Below are 18097 nucleotides of genomic sequence, written 5' to 3'. Positions count from 1 at the left end.
ATGTCGACGGTCAAGTCAACAGCTCTGCTCAAAGCATATTTTATCTTCTCTGCATTGGCCCCCTGGCTACTGCGCCGCATCGCCCGTAAAGCGCATGATAAACAAGCTGCGCCCAAACACCGCCGCGCCGAGCGCTTTGGCCGCGCGACATTGCCCCGCCCGCAAGGCAAGCTCATCTGGGTGCACGCGGCCTCTGTCGGCGAGGTGCAATCCATCGCGGCCCTCGCTTCGCTGCTCTGCGAACACGCGACGCTCCTGGTTACCACTACAACCCAAACAGGCGCAGCGCGCGTGACCGAGGCACTGCCTGAGGGCACGCTGCACCAGTTCGCTCCGATCGACACCCAAACCAGCGTCTCACGGTTCCTTGCCACCTGGCAGCCAGACCTCGCCGTCTTCGTCGAAGGCGACATCTGGCCGCGTATGAGCGCTGCTCTGGCCGCGCAAAACACTCCGACAGCCTTAGTCAATGCCCGTCCTTCTCGCTCGCGCGCCCGCTTCAAACGCACGTTTCAAGCCCTGCTTGCGCCTTTCAACCTCATCAGCTGCCAAAGTGACAGCGTGCGCGAGGGCTTTCTCGCGCAGGGCTTTGCCCCCGAGCAGGTGCATTCCATAGGAAACCTCAAAGCCGCGCCCGCCATGGCCAAGCCGTCCGCCGAGGTTCTTCAGCACTTCAAAGATACCGTCGGCAACCGCCCCGCGTGGGCCGCCGTCAGCACCCATGCCGCTGACGAAGCCAATGTTCTTTGCGCACATGCCGAGGTTCTATCGCGCTTTCCCGATGCACTGCTCTTCTGGCTTCCCAGACACCCCGAGCGTGCCGAAGCCATCCGGGAAGCAACCAACCTACCGCTGGCACAGCGCTCGCTAAAACAAGCGCCAACGCATGACACCGCGATCTACCTTGTTGACACTATTGGTGAGGCCGATGCCGTGTTTCAAACCGTCGGCATTGCATTTCTTGGCGGCTCTTTCGGGCAGCAAGGCGGGCACACGCCCTATGAACCTGCACATGCTGGCGTGTTTGTTTTGCATGGCCCGAATGTGGGCAACTTTGTTGACGCCTACGCCGAGCTACACAGCCAGAACAGCGCCAGCGTGGTGACAGGCAGCGCCGATCTCGCCAAGCAAATCTGCGCCCATTTCAACACGCCAGAAGCGCCAAACACCTGGAGCGCACGTAAGCACGCCAACTCCGTCGAAAAAACCCGCGACTTACTCTTACCATTGCTGAAAACAATTTAGTCAGACCAATAGCAACTACCAAAGCGATGTATAACTGTCCTTGCGATAGCCAAAAACGTCAAAATCCGGCTTACAGGCCTTGTAAACTTGCTCTGCAACACCCTCTGTCATCGGGTGATCACCTGGCCAGTTTGAAGAAACATTCTCTTTCTTCTTTAGTCGCGAAACCGCCCAATCTTCATCAAATTCAAGCACCCTCGCGATGGTTTTGATAGCCTCTTCAAGCTGACTTTCCATCAGAAATGCCCCTGCAAGCTTGAACTCCGGCTGTTGCAGAACAAGAGTTTGAAGGTCCCAGTGCTGGTTGCGTTGGCCCGGTTGTTGCGCGGAGAAATACGGCACAAAACTGCCAAACGGCACCAGAGTTCCCTCTACAGCTCCCTCAAGGCCGTGGGCCGCACAAAACGCTCGTGCTGCCTTTAACTCTCCGCGCCGCATTGAGCGCGGATAACCTGCGAGCCGCCCGTCTTCAGAGCCCTTGTGTCCGTCGTAGAACTTATCTTTCCAGCCCGAAAACACGCGCGCATAGGGATTTCGGACAAAGGCATAAATCGCGTAATCAGAGTGGTGATTGCGAAAGTGCCAATAGTCGCGCAACCGTGCCATCGGAAAGCGCCTTGCATTTTTGACGAGCCTGTAGCGTCCCTCAGACGGGTCGGCTCGTCCATGAAACTCAGCAAAACCTTCACTCAAGAAACGTCGCGTAAAGGTGGTCAGAACCTTCGGGTTAAGCACCATCGCGACATGTCTCTCGCGGTCAACAAACGTCTTGAACAAACTAAAGTGACTGTTGGGCATCTATATTCCGTTCTACTGTCTTAATCAGCCGCATCACTTGCTTCGGCTCGGCAAGGGTCGTCCCCTCAAAGCCGATGTAATACTCGCGCGCCAGCCATGTCAAAAATCGCGCGCGCAGCTCACTGTCAAAACTCAAACCCGCAGCATCAGCACAGGCTTTTGTCAGTTCAACTTGGTTCGCAGCCTTGTTAGCAACGCCGTTAAGCGCCCAAAAAGCTTGCCCCGTCAGCACCACCGGCTTGTCAAAAAACATCGCCTGTAGCCCCATCGACGAATTCACTGTCACCACCCCTTGGCTCGCGGCAACCTGCGCAAAACTGTCGGTGTCATTGTCCAGCACAAGCCGCGCCCCCGCCGCGATATGCGCCTTGATGTCCTCAGTGAAAGCCCGCTTCGCACTCGGGTGTTCTTTAAGCCGCAAGTGCCAGCCTTCCGGCAAGCTTTTCGAGGCTTCCGCCAAGGCCGCAAGAAAGCCCTCAAGCCCGCCGCACCAACCCGCAAAAAGCACCAGCTGGCTATCGTCATGCACTTGAAGAGGCACAAATAAGAACCTGTCTTTGCTGGAAAAACTTCCCTTGCCTTGCCCAACATCCGCTCGCCGTGGCGCCCGCGCTTCAAACTGGTCTTTTAGGGCAGCTAACAGCGCTTGGTCTGCCTCGACCGCACCATAAAACGCAACCTCCCGCGGCACCGAACTTTCGGCATTCACACCCTCGGAATCAAGCGTCAACCGTCCCGGCAAAGGCGCAAGCTCCGCAAACAACCGCTGCGCACCCGCGTCACGCGCGCCTTCCATAAAAGCGCGCCGCGTGCCGGTTAGCCCCTGCCAACAGAGCGCGATCTCCTCTGGGTGTGCTTCAAAGTAACGCCGGGCCCAATTGTAACGGGCCTTGAGAAACGCCAGCTTCAGCCACCGCCCTAAAGCACTCTTTGGTTGCTTTTTGGCCCGCGCCAAAGCCGCCTCGGCGCGCACTTGCGTCTGGGCAAAACCACGCAGCGACAAAGGCCAAGTCGGCAAGCGTTTTGACACCCCAACAGCCTCGCCGACCGCCCTAAAGAACGCCGTTTTTTCAGTGTGTGGCTCAGCCAGATAGGCTATAGTGCGGAGCTTCTTCATAAACCCGCTCTACCCTTGCAAGCCGCAGGCCACAAGCCTTAGCCCGCAGGCATGCGTTGCTCGACAATTCCGGCCCACCAGCTACAGCCCGCCGGAATAGCTTCATCATTGAAGTTGTATTCCGGGTTGTGCACCATCGCGCTGTCACCGTTGCCCATCAAAATGTAAGCACCGGGCCGCGCTTCCAGCATGAAGGCAAAGTCCTCGCCGCCCATTACCAGCGGCGCCTCCTCACATGCACCCGAAACTGATTTGGCAACCTCGGCCGCAAATGCTGTTTGCTCTGCGTGGTTGTCCATCACAGGGTAGTTGCGGGTGTAATCAAGCACAGCCGTGCCGCCAAAGGTGCTGGCAATACCCGTGCAAATCTCACCAATTCGCTTCTCTGCAAGGTCGCGCATCTCGGGGCTCATCGTGCGCACCGTGCCTTTGAGCGTCACACCTGAAGGTATGACGTTAAACGCTTTGGATGAGGTCTCAAAAGACGTCACCGAAACCACCACGCGGTCAATCGGGTCGGCGTTACGGCTGGCTATGGTTTGCAAGGCCAGAACAACTTGCGAAGCCATCACCGTGGTGTCGATGGTTTCATGCGGTTTCGCCGCATGTCCGCCAAGGCCTGTTAACTCAACCGTAAAGATATCAGTCGCCGCAAAAAACGGCCCCGACCGGATGGCAAACTCTCCGGTTTTCATCCCCGGCCAGTTGTGCATGCCGTAAACTTCCTGAATGCCGAAACGCTCCATCATGCCGTCTTCACACATCTCGCGTCCACCGCCGCCGCCCTCTTCGGCTGGCTGAAAGATCACCACAGCGGTGCCGTCAAAATTGCGTGTCTCGGCCAAATACTGCGCCGCGCCAAGCAACATCGCCGTGTGCCCGTCATGGCCACAAGCATGCATCGCGTTCTCGGTCTTGGAGGCATACGGCAGGCCCGTCACCTCGGTCATCGGCAGCGCATCCATGTCTGCGCGCAGGCCGATCACCTTGCCAGCCGTATCCGTGTTGCCCTTGATCACCCCAACAACACCCGTGCGACCGATGCCCTCGACAACCTCGTCACAGCCAAACTCGCGCAACTTTTCAGCGACCAAAGCGGATGTCCGGTGCGTTTCAAACAATATCTCGGGGTGCTGATGAATATCGCGGCGCCACGCGGTGACATCATCGTGCAATTCGGCAAATCGGTTCTTAACAGGCATGGTTTTCTCCTTACTTGAGGGACATTCGTGTTTCGGCCATCGTAGCAAACCAGCTGGCTCCTACAGGCAAAATCTCGTCGTTAAAGTTGTAATGCGGATTGTGCAAATCGGCACTCGGGCCGTTGCCAATGAAGACATAACAGCCTGGTTTGGCTTCCAGCATTTCCGAGAAGTCTTCAGCTGGCATCACCGGGTCGATCACCACAGGCTCCTGCCCCGTCACCGCCCGGGCTGCAACAGCCGCATGGCCAGCGGCTTGCACATCGTTCACTGTCGGGCCAACGCCGCCATCGAGATGATCAATAGTTGCGACCGCGCCGTAAGCCGCAGCGGTGTTGGAAACAACCGCCTCCATGCGCTCAAGCATAAGCTTGCCAACATCCTTATCAAAGAAACGCAAAGTGCCTTTAAGCTCCACCGTATCAGGGATCACATTGTATGTGTCAGTATCGCTGCGCATTCCACAAATCGAGATCACGGCCGATCTCAGCGGGTTCACATTGCGCGCAACGATTGACTGTAACGCCAGTACAATGTTGCTCGCCGCCAGCGAAGTATCGACTGACATATGCGGCATCGCCCCATGTCCGCCCTTGCCCTTCACGGTGATGGAAAATCCACCGGCCGCCGACATCAACGGGCCTTCGAGCACCGCAAACTGCCCCGCCTCGATGCCCGGCCAATTGTGCATGCCATAAAACTCATCAATGCCGAAGGTGTCGACAAGCCCCTCTTCGAGCATCAGCCGCGCCCCGCCGCCGCCCTCTTCAGCAGGCTGAAAAATCAGCACAATCGTGCCGTCAAAATTGCGCGTCTCTGCGAGGTATTTCGCCGCACCAAGCAACATCGTAGTATGCCCATCATGGCCGCAAGCGTGCATTTTCCCTGCGTTCTCAGAGGCATAATCAAGTCCCGTGGCTTCCGTTATCGGCAGCGCGTCCATGTCAGCGCGAAAGCCCAAAGTGCGGCCTGAGCCCGTCTCGCGGCCCTTGATCACAGCAACGACGCCCGTCTTGGCAAAGCCAGTCACAACCTCGTCGCAGCCAAAGGCCTGCAACCGCTCGGCCACAAAGGCCGCAGTGCGGTTCTCTTCAAACCGGATCTCGGGGTGGCGGTGAATATCCCGTCGCCATTCGGTGAGTTCATCGGCAAATTCGGCAAAGCGGTTTTGAACGGGCATGGAGTTCTCCTAAACGTCAGGTCCAAGCTCGAGCTTCGCATATGTATCAAAACGCGCAAGCGCAAAGCGGCTTAGATCGTGGTCAATCTCACGCCCCGCGATCATGTCGGCCATGATCCGCCCGAACGCAGGCCCGATGCCAAAGCCATGCCCGCACATTCCGGTGCAAATGGTCAGGCCCTCTATCGGCGCAGTATCAACAATCGGCACGACATCAGGCATCGCATCAATCATCCCCGCCCATCTACGCGCTTCAACAGGCTTGCCAACACTCGGGAAACGCTCGGCAAACTTGCCCAGCATCCGGTCAAGCGCTGCGTGGTTTGGCTCGGGGTCAAGCACCCGAAGGCGCTCGAACGGGCTCTCTTCGTCTAGTTTCCAATTGCGCTTTGTCGTCCAACTGTCAGGCCAGCCCTTTGGCGCGCCAAACCGTGGCTTGATCGGGAACGACCCACCCAAAAGCAGCTGCCGATAGTATGGCAAAGCCCGAAAGGCATCCGGCCCGATCCAAAGCTCGTTAAACCCGAGCGACGCCATCGTATAGCCGCCGTCTGCGCGGCGACGAAAGGCCATGTTGTCCTCGCCTGCGGCTCCGTCAAAAAAATTTGGCATCGGTTTGGTGTGCATCACGTTCGAGCGCACCGAAAGCTGCGGGATGCTGAGTCCCTCCCGCCGCAAAAACAGCGAAGACCAGGCCCCCGCCGCGACCAACACTCGCGAGGTTTTGACAGCTCCCGCCTCTGTCACCACGCCGCTCACCGCGCCGCCTGCCCGCTCAAGCCCGCGCACGGCGCAACCCTCACGAATGACAGCGCCAAGCTTCACCGCCGCGCACGCGATCGCAGGCACCGCAACAAACGGCTCGGCGACCATATCATCGCTCGTGTGCATCGCCCCGCGCCACGGGTTAATGGCATCAGGGAACATCGCACGCACCTGCACCGCACTCAGCATTTCGGTGCCAGCCACAGCGCCAAAATCACGTTGCCATGCTTCATAGTCAGCAAGCTGCTTTTCGCTCTCGGGCAAAAAGGTAACGCCTGCGCGTTTCACGCCAATGTCGGTGTCACACTCCTCAGCCAGCTCTTCCCAAAGCTGCTGTGCTTCAATCACAATCGGAAGCTCGGCATAGTCGCGGGCCGTCTTCCTGATCCAGCCCCAATTGCGCGCGCTTTGCTCGGCAGCAACACGTCCCTTCTCAAGCAAAAGCGGCTTAAGCCCTTGTTTTGCAAGGTAATACGCGGTGCAAACACCTATAATTCCACCACCGATGATCACCACATCGGCCTCATCAGACAGTGCGTTTACATGCTCGCAAGCATGCTCAAGCCCAAGCGGGATACCCATCACGCACCAAGCTCATCCAACAACCGCTCCATAAAGCGGTGGCCCTTCTCGAACTCGGCAATAGTGATGAACTCATCAGGCTGGTGCGCTTGCTCTATGCTACCGGGGCCGCAAACAACGGCGGAGTATCCGGCGTCCTGAAACTGCCCCGCCTCGGTGCCGTAGCTCACAACATGGCTGGCGTTGTCGCCCGTCACACGCCGCGTAAACACTTCGGCGGCACCTTCCTTTTCGGGTTTGAGCGCTGGCACGTCAAAGAAGCCGGTTAGATCAATCCGCGCCTCTGGGTGAATGGCCTGCATACCGGCCTCAACTTCACGCGCGCGGGCGGTATAGCGGTCGACCCAGTCTTGCTTGTTTTCCCCCGGAACCACACGAAAGCCCATGATAAACTGGCAGTCTTTGGCGGTGATGTTGTTGGCCGTGCCACCCGTTATCGTCCCGACATGGGAGTTGGTCCAAGGCGGATCAAACATTGCTGCTAGTTCGGTCGGTTTCTTGGCCATCACCTCGGCGTTCATCTGATTGGCCCAGTCTACCAGTTTCGCAGCTTCCATGACTGCGCTGACGCCTGTGTGCATGATCGAGCTGTGAACTTCAAAGCCCACGATATGCGTTGCCACACCAACGCCGCCTTTGTGACCATTTACCACCTTAAGCATGCTCGGCTCGCCGATGATGGCCAGCTCGGCTTTGGGCAATACGCCTTGCATGGCTTCGATCATCGCGGGCGCACCAGTGCAGCCAACTTCTTCGTCGTAACTGAGAGCAATCTGCAAAGGCCGCGTCACACCGCGCCGTTTGGCTTCCACCAAGGCCCAAAGCGCCAGTGCGTCAAAGCCTTTCATGTCACAGGTGCCACGGCCATAATACTTGCCGTCGCGTTCGGTTACGGTAAAAGCATCAGTCGTCCAGGGCTGCCCGTCAATCGGCACAACATCGGTGTGGCCCGAAAGCACAACACCGCCCTCTTCCCACGGGCCGACATGCGCAAACAACGCGCAATGGGTCTTGGCTTCATCGCGCCAGTGACGATGGCTCTCGATGCCATGTGAAGCCAGATAGCCCTCAACCCAATCAATCAGATCCGTGTTCGGATCACGGCTGACAGTCGGAAAACCGATCAGCTTTTCCATTAACTCAAATGGTGTAAGAACTTCAGCCATCAGTAGCCGCTTTCGGAAATCAAAATTTTATGCCCATCACCCACGTCCTTGTAAACAGAAGGCTCGGCAACATACTCAACCGGATGAATAGGTGACGGGATCGGCTTGAAGTTCAGCTCTTTCTCGCTCATGCGCTTGCGCGGATCAGCAATCGGAACCGCCTTCATCAGCGCTTGCGTATAGGGGTGCTGGGGGTTTTCAAACACTTCACGGCGTGGGCCCATCTCGACGATACGCCCCAGATACATCACCGCGACATCATGACTGACGCGTTCAACTACGGCCATGTCATGCGAGATAAACAGGTAGCTCAGCCCGAGATCGGCCTGTAGCTCCATCATCAGGTTGAGCACCTGCGCCTGCACCGACACGTCCAGCGCACTTACGGCTTCGTCAGCGACAATCAGCTTGGGGTTCAGCGCCAACGCCCGCGCAATCGCAACTCTCTGGCGCTGCCCACCGGAAAGCTCATGCGGAAAACGGCGCAGGAAAGAGCGCGGCAACTCCACGCGATCAAACAGCGCTTCGATACGGTCGTGCAACTCCTGCCCCTTGGCGATGCCGTAGTTCTGCATCGGCTCGGCAACTTGGCTCATCAGGTTCATCTGCGGGTTAAGGCTGGCAAACGGATCCTGAAAGATCATCTGCATGTCCTGGCGCATCTTGTGCATGTCGCGGGTGTTCAGCGACAGCACCTCGGTGCCCTCGAACATGACACTGCCCTCCTGCGGCTCAACCAGCCGCAGAATCGAGCGTCCGACCGTCGACTTGCCGCTGCCGCTTTCGCCCACAAGGCTCAGCGTGCGGCCTTTCTCGATGCTGAACGAAAGGTCTTCAACCGCATGCACATTGGCGACAGTGCGGCGGAAAAACCCGCCCTTAACCGGAAACCGCGTGGTCAGCCCTTTGACTTCCAGCAGCACCTCGTCAGTGCCGACAATCTCGTCAAGGTTCTGGTTCTCGCGCCCCAAGAGTTTCATCGGCGAGGGGTTGTCCGTGCCGTTCATCTCGCCAAGTTTGGGAACAGCCGCCAGCAGCGCCTTGGTGTAATTGTGCTGCGGGTTTTCAAAAATTTCCTCGACCGTGCCCTCTTCAACCTTTTCACCCCGGAACATTACAACAACACGGTCAGCCATCTGGGCAACAACAGCCATGTCGTGAGTGATGAACATCACAGCCGTGCCGGTTTCACGCTTGAGGCGGTCCATCAGAGCCAGAATTTCGGCCTGAATGGTCACATCCAAAGCTGTCGTCGGCTCATCGGCGATCAGCAAGCGTGGCTCACAAGCCAGCGCCATCGCGATCACCACACGCTGTCGCATCCCGCCGGAAAGTTCATGCGGATATTGCTCGATGCGGCGCTCGGGCTCAGGGATGCGAACTTGCTGCAAAAGCTCAAGTGCGCGGCGCTCTGCCTGTTTTTTAGTCATTCCCTTATGCAATCGTAGACCTTCAGTGAGCTGCCGGCCCACGGTAAACACGGGGTTCAAGGCGGTCATAGGCTCCTGAAAGATCATTCCGATCTCGTTACCACGAATCGTTCGCATCAGGCTTTGATCGGTTTGCTTGAGGTCGATCTTGTCGCCATTGCCACGCTCGAACATCAGTTTGCCGCCGGCAATATCACCGCCGCCATACTCGATAAGGCGCATCAACGAGAGCGAGGAAACTGACTTGCCAGAGCCTGATTCACCCACGATACAAACGGTTTCACCCGCTTTCACATCAAAGGTAACATCTTTCACTCCGACCACTGGCCCGTCTTTGGTTTGAAACTCTACTCGCAGGTTTTCGATCGCGACCAGCGGTTGGTCCAGAGGTTGGTCCAGCATTCACACATCCCATTCATTTAAGCCGATCTAACCACGCTACTCAGGGTTGGCTTAACCTGTCAAACAGCTTGAACTGATCTCACGTAATTACTGCAAAAGACTTGCAATTTTTCGAATCTCTGTTTGCAATAGAGAGCATGACAGGGGGAAAGTTGAACATTCGCGTCACAGCGAGTGACCTTAAAACTGCTCCCCGAGTTCAAAGCCGCACCATAAGCGGATCCCACATAGCAAGCCGAAGAGCTTGCGTAACTTGGAGTGTAAAATGAAAGTTAAAACCCTTCTGCTCGGCGCAGCAGCTTCCTTTGTCATGGCCCCCGCGGCTATGGCCGAGCGCGGCTCTGATGGCCACGTCAACGTGATCTATTGGCAAGCGCCTTCGATCCTGAACCCCTATCTTTCGGGTGGCACAAAAGACATCGAAGCTTCGTCTTTGATCATCGAGCCACTGGCGCGCTACGACGACAAAGGCGCGCTTGTGCCTTATATCGCAGCCGAAGTTCCAACAGTTGCCAACGGCGGCGTGAGCGAAGATCTCACATCTATCACTTGGAAAATCAAAGAAGGTCTTCTTTGGTCAGACGGCACAGCCGTTACAGCAAACGACGCCAAGTTCACCGCCGACTACTGCATGCACCCGGAAGGCGGCTGCGCTCAGGCTTCGTTCTTTGACGGTGTTGAAAGTGTCGAAGTTGTCGATGACCTGACACTCAAGATCACCTTTGATCAGCCTAAACCAAACCCGTATGGCCCGCTTGTTGGCGGCCAGTCTCCGGTTATCCAGGCCGCTCAGTTTGCGAACTGCATGGGTGCAAAAGCTCCTGAGTGCACCGAGGCAAACTTTGCCCCGATCGGCACCGCGGGCTTCAAGGTTGACGAGTTCAAACCAAATGACGTGATCTCGCTTTCGGCCAACCCGAACTACCGTGACCCGGCCAAGCCGGCATTCGCAACCATGACACTCAAAGGCGGCGGCGACGCGACAGCCTCTGCCCGTGCCGTGTTTGAAACCGGTGAAATGGACTACGCCTGGAACCTCCAACTCGCACCCGATGTGATCGCGAAGTTTGAAGAAGGCGGCAAAGGCAAAGCCATCGCAGGGTTCGGCCCACTGGTCGAGCGCCTTGAGATGAACATGACAGACCCGTCACCTGACCTGCCTGAAGGCGAGCGTGCAACAGTTGCGCACCCTCACCCCTTCCTGTCAGACATCAAAGTGCGTGAAGCCCTGTCAATCGCCATTGACCGCGATCTGCTGGTTGAAGTTGGTTACGGCACCGCCGGTAAGCCAACTTGTGACCTCGTTCCAGCGCCTGACAACTTTGCCGCTAAAAACGACTTCTGCCTGACCCAAGACATGGACCGCGCCAAAGCGCTCCTTGACGAAGCCGGTTGGACAGACAGCGACGGCGACGGCGTGCGTGATAAGGACGGCAAAAAACTGTCGATCCTCTATCAAACATCAACCAACGCTGTGCGTCAGGACTTCCAGGCTCTGATCAAACAGTGGTGGGAAGAAATCGGCGTAGAAGTTGAACTTCGCAATGTTGATTCCTCTGTCTTCTTTGGCGGTGACCCGGGCTCGCCCGACACTTTCCAGAAGTTCTACGCTGATGTTGAAATGTATGCGAACACCTTCAACGGCACCGACCCGCAGCAATATCTTGCAGCTTACAAATGCGGTAACGAGCCACGCCCGGCAAGCCAATGGCAGGGTGAAAACATCAACCGCTTCTGTGATCCGGCCTATGACGCTCTGATCGACGAACTCGGCAGGACTGGCGATATCGCCAAGCGCGGCGAGATTGCTATCAAAATGAACAACATGCTCACAAAGGAAAGCCACACAATCGTTGGCCTCGTTCACCGTGGTCGCGTGTCTGGCCAGTCAAACACACTTGGTGGCCACATTCTCAACGTCTGGGACTCAGAACTCTGGGACGCAGCCGAATGGTACCGCATCAAGTAAGCCTTGCTTGACTATCGGGTGCTCCGCTCCGGCGGGGCACCCATTCCGCTCTGATACCGTTTTCGCAAACCCAGACCTGTAAACAAAGGCGCCGCTTCATGCTGACTTATACGATCCGTCGGTTGATCCTTTCGATCCCGACGCTTTTGTTCATCGCTCTGGTAATCTTCCTGCTCCTGCAGCTCGCCCCCGGCGATCCAATGGCACAAGTGCCACTCACCGTCCCCCCCGAAGTCAAAGAAAAGATGCGCGAAGCCCTCGGCCTCGGTGCGCCTTGGTATGTGCAGTTCTGGAAGTGGCTGGTGCAATTCTTCTGGATCGAACCGAAGGTGTTTATCGACTACCTGACCAACAGCAGCACCCTCTTTGGCTGGCTGCCGGACACCGAACTCTACACCAAATGCGGCGCTGGCGCGCTTGAAGATTGCGATTTGCGCATGCGCAGCTGGCAGACCCGCTCCCCCGTGATGGACCTCGTCCTCCAGCGTCTGCCACAGACGCTCTGGGTTGTCGGCCTCGCCTATGTGGTGGCTTTCTTCATCGCCATCCCCATCGGCATCTACTCGGCTTACAAGCAATACTCCAAGTTTGACCAAGCCGGCACATTCATCACCATGATCGGCTTTTCGATCCCGCCGTTCTTCACCGGCCCGCTGCTGATCGTGATCTTCTCGGTCTACCTCGGCTGGTTCCCGTCGATCTATGACACCACGCTCGAGGTCAACAGCTGGGCCAGCTTCAAAAAGCAACTCGCCCAGATGATCATGCCTGTCATGGTCCTCGCCCTACAAGTTACCGCGCAGATCAGCCGCTTTATGCGCGCGTCAATGCTCGACAACCTCAAGCAAGACTACGTGCGCACCGCCCGCGCTAAGGGCTTGTCCGAGCGCGTGGTCGTGCTGGTTCATGTGCTGCGTAACTCGATGATCGCCGTTGTCACCGTCATCGCGCTGGCGATCCCCGGTATCTTCGGCGGCTCGATCATTACCGAGCGGGTCTTTAAAGTTAACGGCATCGGCGACGCCCTCATTGGCGCGCTCTTTGCCTCTGATATGCCAATGGTGATGACACTCACCTTCATCTTCGCGATCCTGATCGTGCTTGCCAACATCTTTGCCGACGTCATGTATGGCGTGCTAGACCCGAGGATCCGCTATGACTGATGACCAAGAGATCGTCCCGATCGAGGCGCTGTCAGACAACACAACCCTGCCGCCGCATCGCTCTCAGGGGCAGGAAATCTGGCTGCAATTTCGTCAACATAAGGGCGCTATGTTCGGGGGCTTCATCCTCGCGTTCATCACCCTTGCAGTGCTCTTCGGTTCGCTGATCTGGCAGGTTGATCCCGGCAAACTAGACATCCGATCAAAAGACTGGCGGCCAATCTACACCCTGATCTGGAACGGTGATGTCAAAGCCGGTTGGGCCCACCCTTTCGGCACCGATCAACTCGGTCGTGACGGCCTTGCCAATATGTTGGCAGGCGGGCGCACCTCGCTCGCTGTCGGCTGGGCGGCAATGCTGCTCTCGCTGTTCCTCGGCGCGGGTATTGGCGTTCTGGCAGGCTACTTCAAAAAGCTCGACGGCCCCCTCATGCGGATGACAGACCTGTTCCTGTCCCTCCCCGTGCTGCCGCTTCTGCTGGTTGCTGTAACACTGTTCCGTCAACCCCTGCGTGCCAACTTCGGCCCCGAAGGCGGGATGTTTATCCTCATCGTCGGCGTCATTGGCATCACCTCGTGGATGCACACCGCGCGCATCGTCCGTGGCGATGTGCTGGCGCTTAAGGAACGCGAGTTCGTCCTCGCCGCCCGCTCGGCAGGAACAACCTCCAAAGGCATCATCACGCGGCATCTTTTGCCCAACGTGATCTCGCCCATCGTGGTCTCGGCAACCTTCGGCCTCGCCACCGCGATCATCACCGAAAGCTCGCTAAGCTTCCTCGGTGTCGGCTTCCCCTCCGACTTCCCGACATGGGGCAAAATGCTCGCTGACGCCGTGCCGCGCATGCAAGAGTTCCCCGAGCGTGTCATGCTCCCGGGTGTCGCCATCTCACTCACGGTGCTCGCGGTGAACTACCTCGGCGACGGCCTGCGCGACGCGCTCGACCCACGCATTCGAGGCCGCTAGGCCACCTTGAGAAAATAAGAACACCTGTTCGCGCGGCCCCACCAACAGCAGGCCGCGCGTTCTCTTTTGGGGTCGAGACTGCACAGCTGGCCTCGCAGTCGCGCAGGCGCAGAACGCTCTCCCAAACCATGCTCGCACTCTATAGCCCCGAAAGCTTGCAGCCCTGCAGCAAACCCTCCAAATCAAGCAAGACGACCACCCAAGGAGATGCGCCATGTTTGAACAGTTCGGTTTTGAGACCCTCACCCCGCTGACCGCCAGCCTCTATCTGGCATTGGCAATCGGTGTTGCCTTTGGTGTGCTCGCTGAAATCACCCGATTTTGCCTGCGTCGCGCTGTGGTTGGTGATGTGGTCGGTGATGAGCGCAAGCAAGCCGCCGGTGTCTGGCTCATCGCCCTTGCAGTGGCCTTGGTCGGCACACAAGCTGGCGTTGCTGCGGGTTATATCTCCTTTGCCGAGCATCGCTTCCTTGCCGCCGATCTGCCGATTTTGGCGGTCGTGCTTGGCGGGCTGGCCTTTGGTGTTGGCATGGTGCTCACACGCGGCTGTGCCTCGCGCCTTACAGTGCTGGCTGGCTCCGGCAACCTGCGCGCGCTTACAGTTATCATCGTTTTTGCGCTCGCGGCCCATGCAACGCTTAAAGGCGTTCTCGCGCCGGTGCGCGTGGCACTTGGGGCAGTCACCATGCCGCTTGGCGAGTTCACTTCGCTGGCCGCTTTGCCCGGTGGTGGATTGCTTTGGGCCACGGCCCTCGCCGCAATCGCGCTTGTTTTCGCACTACGCTCGGGCAACAATGTCGTGCAACTCGCCCTTGCAGCCCTCATCGGCGCACTGGTTCCGCTGGCTTGGGTCGGCACCGGTTTTGTCCTGTTTGACGAGTTTGACCCGATCGCCATGCAAAGCCTCAGCTTCACACTTCCCGCTGCCGACACGCTCTTCTGGGGCATCGCCAGCACCGCGATCAAACCGGGCTTTGGCGTTGGCCTGCTCGGTGGTGCGCTTGTCGGGGCAGCGCTATCAGCACTGGTTTCCGGCCGCTTCGCGTGGCAGAGCTTTGAAGCGCCGTCACAAACAGGCCGCTACCTTTTGGGTGCGGTGCTCATGGGTGTTGGCGGCGTGCTCGCTGGCGGTTGCACCTTGGGCGCTGGCCTCGCTGGCGTGCCAACTCTTGGCTTCTCGGCCATCATCGCCCTGATAAGCATCATCCTCGGCGCTAAACTTGCAAGCCGTCTGCTTACGAAAAGCGGCGCCGGATCCGACGCACAGCCAGCCACACAAGCCCTACAACCGGCAGAGTAACCAGCGCCATCAACAAGGCCTTATCCACCCCGCCAAAGCTCTTCACAACGGGGTAAAGCGCGTAGGCGACAAGGTTTACAGCGTAATAGCTGATCGCGACGACAGACAGCCCCTCTACGGTCTGCTGCATATGTAGCTGCACTTCGGCGCGGCGGTTCATCCCTTCAAGCAACTGCTGGTTCTGCGCCGAGCGCTCAACTTCAACGCGCGTGCGCAACAACTCGCCAGCCCGCATCGCCCTGTCAGCCATAGCCACCAAGCGCCTGCGGCTCGCGGCAACCGTGCGCATGGCCGGATCATACCGCCGCATCATAAACTCGCCAAATGTCTGCCGCCCCTTAAAGCGCTCTTCACGCAGCACAGTAATGCGCGCATTGACAATCACCTCGTAAGCCTCCGTCGCGCCAAAGCGAAAGCTCGTGTCTGCCGCCAGCTTCTCAAGCTCGGATGACACAGCAAGCAAGTCCTGCAACGTTGCCTCAGCGGGTGTTTCATGCAGGGTCATATCGTCCATCAGTTCTGACAGCGTCGCATCAAACTTTGCCATCACCCCTCTGGTTTCAGCGGCACGGGCAAACCCAAGCATCGACATCGCCTTATAGGTTTCAACTTCGCACAACCGCTGCACGATCCGTCCAATGCGCTGCGGGCCTGTGTCTTTGGCGGCAAATACTGCAAAGCGCATGTGCCCCGCCTGATCAATGCTGAAGTCCCCCGCAATCAACGCCGCCTCATCAAGCACATAGCTCAGGGCAAGGCTCTCGGGCACAAACCAGTCGTTCATCTGGCGTTCCATCGTGGCTTCCTGCGTCATCTCTTCGATCCGCAACAAAGCACTTGTCACCCGTTCTCCGGGCGCCTGCGAAAGCCAATCATCAGGAAAAACTTCAAAATCAGCCGGATCAAAGGCCCGCGTCCCGAGCCGGTTTGAAAACGCCGTATAGGTGACAAACTCGGTGTGGCTCTCCCACTTCAACCAATGCTTGCCGATCTGGCCAAAATAGTGCGTGGCATCAGGCGGCGGATGTGCCGCCCCAAAGCGATCAAGCAAGGCACATAAATGCGCCCTGTCATGTGCACGCTCACGCGCAGCGGCATTCTGACTACGTTTGATCGCCAGAAAAGCCGCCGTCGCTGGTGCTTCGATCAAAGGAAAGGGCCGGGCATGCATTTCGTTGGCAAGATTGTAACGCAGCGGGTGATCGGCAATTGCAGACATATCGCACTCCTTTGCCTGTGAACCTATCGAAGCGCGCCCACAAGTAAATGCGCTCTTTGTCGCAAAATCAAATATTTGGCAGAATACACTTGTATACAGAAAAGGGCGCCCCAACCGGAGCGCCCCTCTCTACCACAAAAACCAGCAAGCTAGTCGATCATGCCCAGCAGCTTATCAAGCGAAGCTTTCGCATCACCGTAAAACATCCGCGTATTCTCTTTGAAGAACAGCGGGTTCTCGATACCTGAGTATCCGGTGCCCTGCCCGCGCTTGGAGACAAACACCTGCTTGGCCTTCCAGCACTCAAGCACCGGCATACCAGCAATCGGGCTGTTCGGGTCTTCCTGCGCCGCAGGGTTCACGATGTCGTTTGAGCCAATAACAATCGCAACATCAGTCTCAGGGAAATCCTCGTTGATCTCGTCCATCTCCATCACGATGTCATAAGGCACTTTCGCCTCGGCAAGCAGCACGTTCATGTGCCCCGGCAAACGCCCTGCAACAGGGTGAATAGCGAAGCGCACATTCTTGCCCTTGGCGCGCAAACGCCGCGTAAGCTCGGCCACATTTTGCTGTGCCTGAGCCACGGCCATGCCGTAACCCGGGATGATGATGACGCTGTCAGCTTCGTTCAAAGCCGCGGCAACACCGTCAGCCTCAATCGCGATCTGCTCGCCCTCAACTTCCATCTGTGGGCCAGACGTGCCGCCAAAGCCGCCCAGAATAACGCTCACAAACGAGCGGTTCATCGCCTTACACATGATGTAACTGAGGATCGCACCAGACGAGCCAACCAGCGCGCCGACCACGATCAGAAGGTCATTGCCAAGGCTAAAGCCAATCGCCGCAGCCGCCCAGCCAGAGTAGCTGTTGAGCATCGACACAACAACAGGCATGTCAGCGCCGCCGATGCCCATGATCAAATGGTAGCCAATGAACAATGCCGCCAGCGTCATGATGAACAACGGCAGGAAACCACCAGTGTTGAAATACCAGATCAGGCAGATCAAGGAGAGCCCCCCCGCACCAGCGTTAAGCATATGCCCGCCCGGTAGCTTCGTCGCAGCCGAGTCAACCTTGCCTGCGAGCTTACCATAGGCAATCACCGAGCCGGTAAATGTCACAGCACCGATGAAGATACCGAGAAATAATTCAACCCGAAGAATGTTGAGCTCAACGACAGTTTTCTTGGCGATAAGCGCTGCGAAAGTCCCCAGCTCTGACAGGGCAACATCGTTGGCAACCATCAGATCAGCGACACGCACCATTTCAAAATGCGCGATAAAACCAACAAACACAGCCGCCAAGCCAACCAGCGAGTGCATCGCTGCGACAAGCTCGGGCATCTGCGTCATCTGCACCTTAGTGGCCAGTTGGTAGCCAATGGCCCCGCCTGCCGCGATCATCATCAGTGACAAAAGCCAATAGCCAGCGCCGGGGCCGACGAGCGTTGCCGCCACGGCCAAAGCCATGCCCGCGATGCCATACCAGACCGCGCGCTTGGCGCTTTCCTGCCCTGACAAACCGCCAAGCGAAAGAATGAAGAGAATAGCTGAAACGACATAAGCCGCTGTTGTGAAACCGAATTCCAT

At 57.6% G+C, this 18097-nt stretch carries 14 protein-coding genes; 5 read left to right on the top strand and 9 right to left on the bottom strand.

Annotation, left to right across the window (positions count from 1 at the left end; genetic code table 11):
* The gene (locus KO498_RS09500; RefSeq protein WP_215959671.1) at positions 1–1245 is read left to right on the top strand and encodes a 3-deoxy-D-manno-octulosonic acid transferase; all 1245 of its coding nucleotides are present in this window, start codon (positions 1–3) and stop codon (positions 1243–1245) included.
* Positions 1246–1260: 15 nt separating this feature from the next.
* Here KO498_RS09500 and KO498_RS09495 read toward each other — a convergent pair whose 3' ends face one another.
* The 7 genes from KO498_RS09495 to KO498_RS09465 are packed head-to-tail and all read right to left on the bottom strand — an operon-like array spanning position 1261 to position 9887.
* Positions 1261–2043 carry a sulfotransferase family 2 domain-containing protein gene (locus tag KO498_RS09495; RefSeq protein ID WP_215959670.1) on the bottom strand — a complete coding sequence of 261 codons (783 nt, stop codon included), beginning with the start codon at positions 2041–2043 and terminating at the stop codon, positions 1261–1263.
* Positions 2024–3160, bottom strand: a complete 1137-nt coding sequence (locus KO498_RS09490; RefSeq protein ID WP_215959669.1) for a capsular polysaccharide export protein, LipB/KpsS family — start codon at positions 3158–3160, stop codon at positions 2024–2026. The genes KO498_RS09495 and KO498_RS09490 overlap by 20 nt, the downstream gene beginning before the upstream one ends.
* 38 nt (positions 3161–3198) lie before the next feature.
* Complete coding sequence (locus KO498_RS09485; RefSeq protein ID WP_215959668.1) at positions 3199–4362, bottom strand: M20 aminoacylase family protein; 1164 nt, start codon at positions 4360–4362, stop codon at positions 3199–3201.
* A gap of 10 nt (positions 4363–4372) precedes the next feature.
* On the bottom strand, positions 4373–5542 hold the full coding sequence (locus tag KO498_RS09480) for a M20 aminoacylase family protein (protein WP_215959667.1): 1170 nt from the start codon (positions 5540–5542) through the stop codon (positions 4373–4375).
* 9 nt (positions 5543–5551) lie between these two features.
* A complete protein-coding gene (locus tag KO498_RS09475; protein ID WP_215959666.1) occupies positions 5552–6889 on the bottom strand; it encodes an NAD(P)/FAD-dependent oxidoreductase in 1338 nt (445 codons plus the stop codon).
* Positions 6889–8055, bottom strand: a complete 1167-nt coding sequence (gene argE / locus KO498_RS09470; RefSeq protein ID WP_215959665.1) for an acetylornithine deacetylase — start codon at positions 8053–8055, stop codon at positions 6889–6891. Before argE ends, KO498_RS09475 begins: the two co-directional genes overlap by 1 nt.
* Positions 8055–9887: an ABC transporter ATP-binding protein gene (locus tag KO498_RS09465; protein ID WP_215959664.1), complete on the bottom strand. Its 1833-nt coding sequence runs from the start codon at positions 9885–9887 to the stop codon at positions 8055–8057. Before KO498_RS09465 ends, argE begins: the two co-directional genes overlap by 1 nt.
* Before the next feature lie 265 nt (positions 9888–10152).
* On the opposite strand from KO498_RS09465, the gene KO498_RS09460 reads away from it, so the two are divergent.
* From KO498_RS09460 to KO498_RS09445, 4 genes are all read left to right on the top strand, one after another.
* Complete coding sequence (locus KO498_RS09460) at positions 10153–11856, top strand: peptide ABC transporter substrate-binding protein (RefSeq protein WP_215959663.1); 1704 nt, start codon at positions 10153–10155, stop codon at positions 11854–11856.
* Between the two features lie 98 nt (positions 11857–11954).
* Positions 11955–13019 (top strand): ABC transporter permease, encoded by a 1065-nt coding sequence (locus KO498_RS09455; protein WP_215959662.1) that lies wholly within the window; start codon positions 11955–11957, stop codon positions 13017–13019.
* Positions 13012–13986, top strand: a complete 975-nt coding sequence (locus tag KO498_RS09450) for an ABC transporter permease (protein WP_215959661.1) — start codon at positions 13012–13014, stop codon at positions 13984–13986. The genes KO498_RS09455 and KO498_RS09450 overlap by 8 nt, the downstream gene beginning before the upstream one ends.
* 214 nt (positions 13987–14200) lie before the next feature.
* On the top strand, positions 14201–15286 hold the full coding sequence (locus KO498_RS09445; protein WP_215959660.1) for a YeeE/YedE family protein: 1086 nt from the start codon (positions 14201–14203) through the stop codon (positions 15284–15286).
* Here the strand turns inward: KO498_RS09445 and KO498_RS09440 are convergent.
* Both KO498_RS09440 and KO498_RS09435 read right to left on the bottom strand, forming a co-directional pair.
* The gene (locus KO498_RS09440; RefSeq protein ID WP_215959659.1) at positions 15222–16505 is read right to left on the bottom strand and encodes a DUF3422 family protein; all 1284 of its coding nucleotides are present in this window, start codon (positions 16503–16505) and stop codon (positions 15222–15224) included. The two genes, KO498_RS09445 and KO498_RS09440, sit on opposite strands and share 65 nt — an antisense overlap.
* 149 nt (positions 16506–16654) lie before the next feature.
* The gene (locus KO498_RS09435) at positions 16655–18097 is read right to left on the bottom strand and encodes an NAD(P)(+) transhydrogenase (Re/Si-specific) subunit beta (RefSeq protein ID WP_215959658.1); all 1443 of its coding nucleotides are present in this window, start codon (positions 18095–18097) and stop codon (positions 16655–16657) included.

It is taken from the genome of Lentibacter algarum (genome assembly GCF_018860975.1).
Lineage (GTDB): Bacteria > Pseudomonadota > Alphaproteobacteria > Rhodobacterales > Rhodobacteraceae > Lentibacter > Lentibacter algarum_A.
Note: the sequence above shows the minus strand (reverse complement) of the source record. Positions and strands in the feature narration are given on the sequence as shown.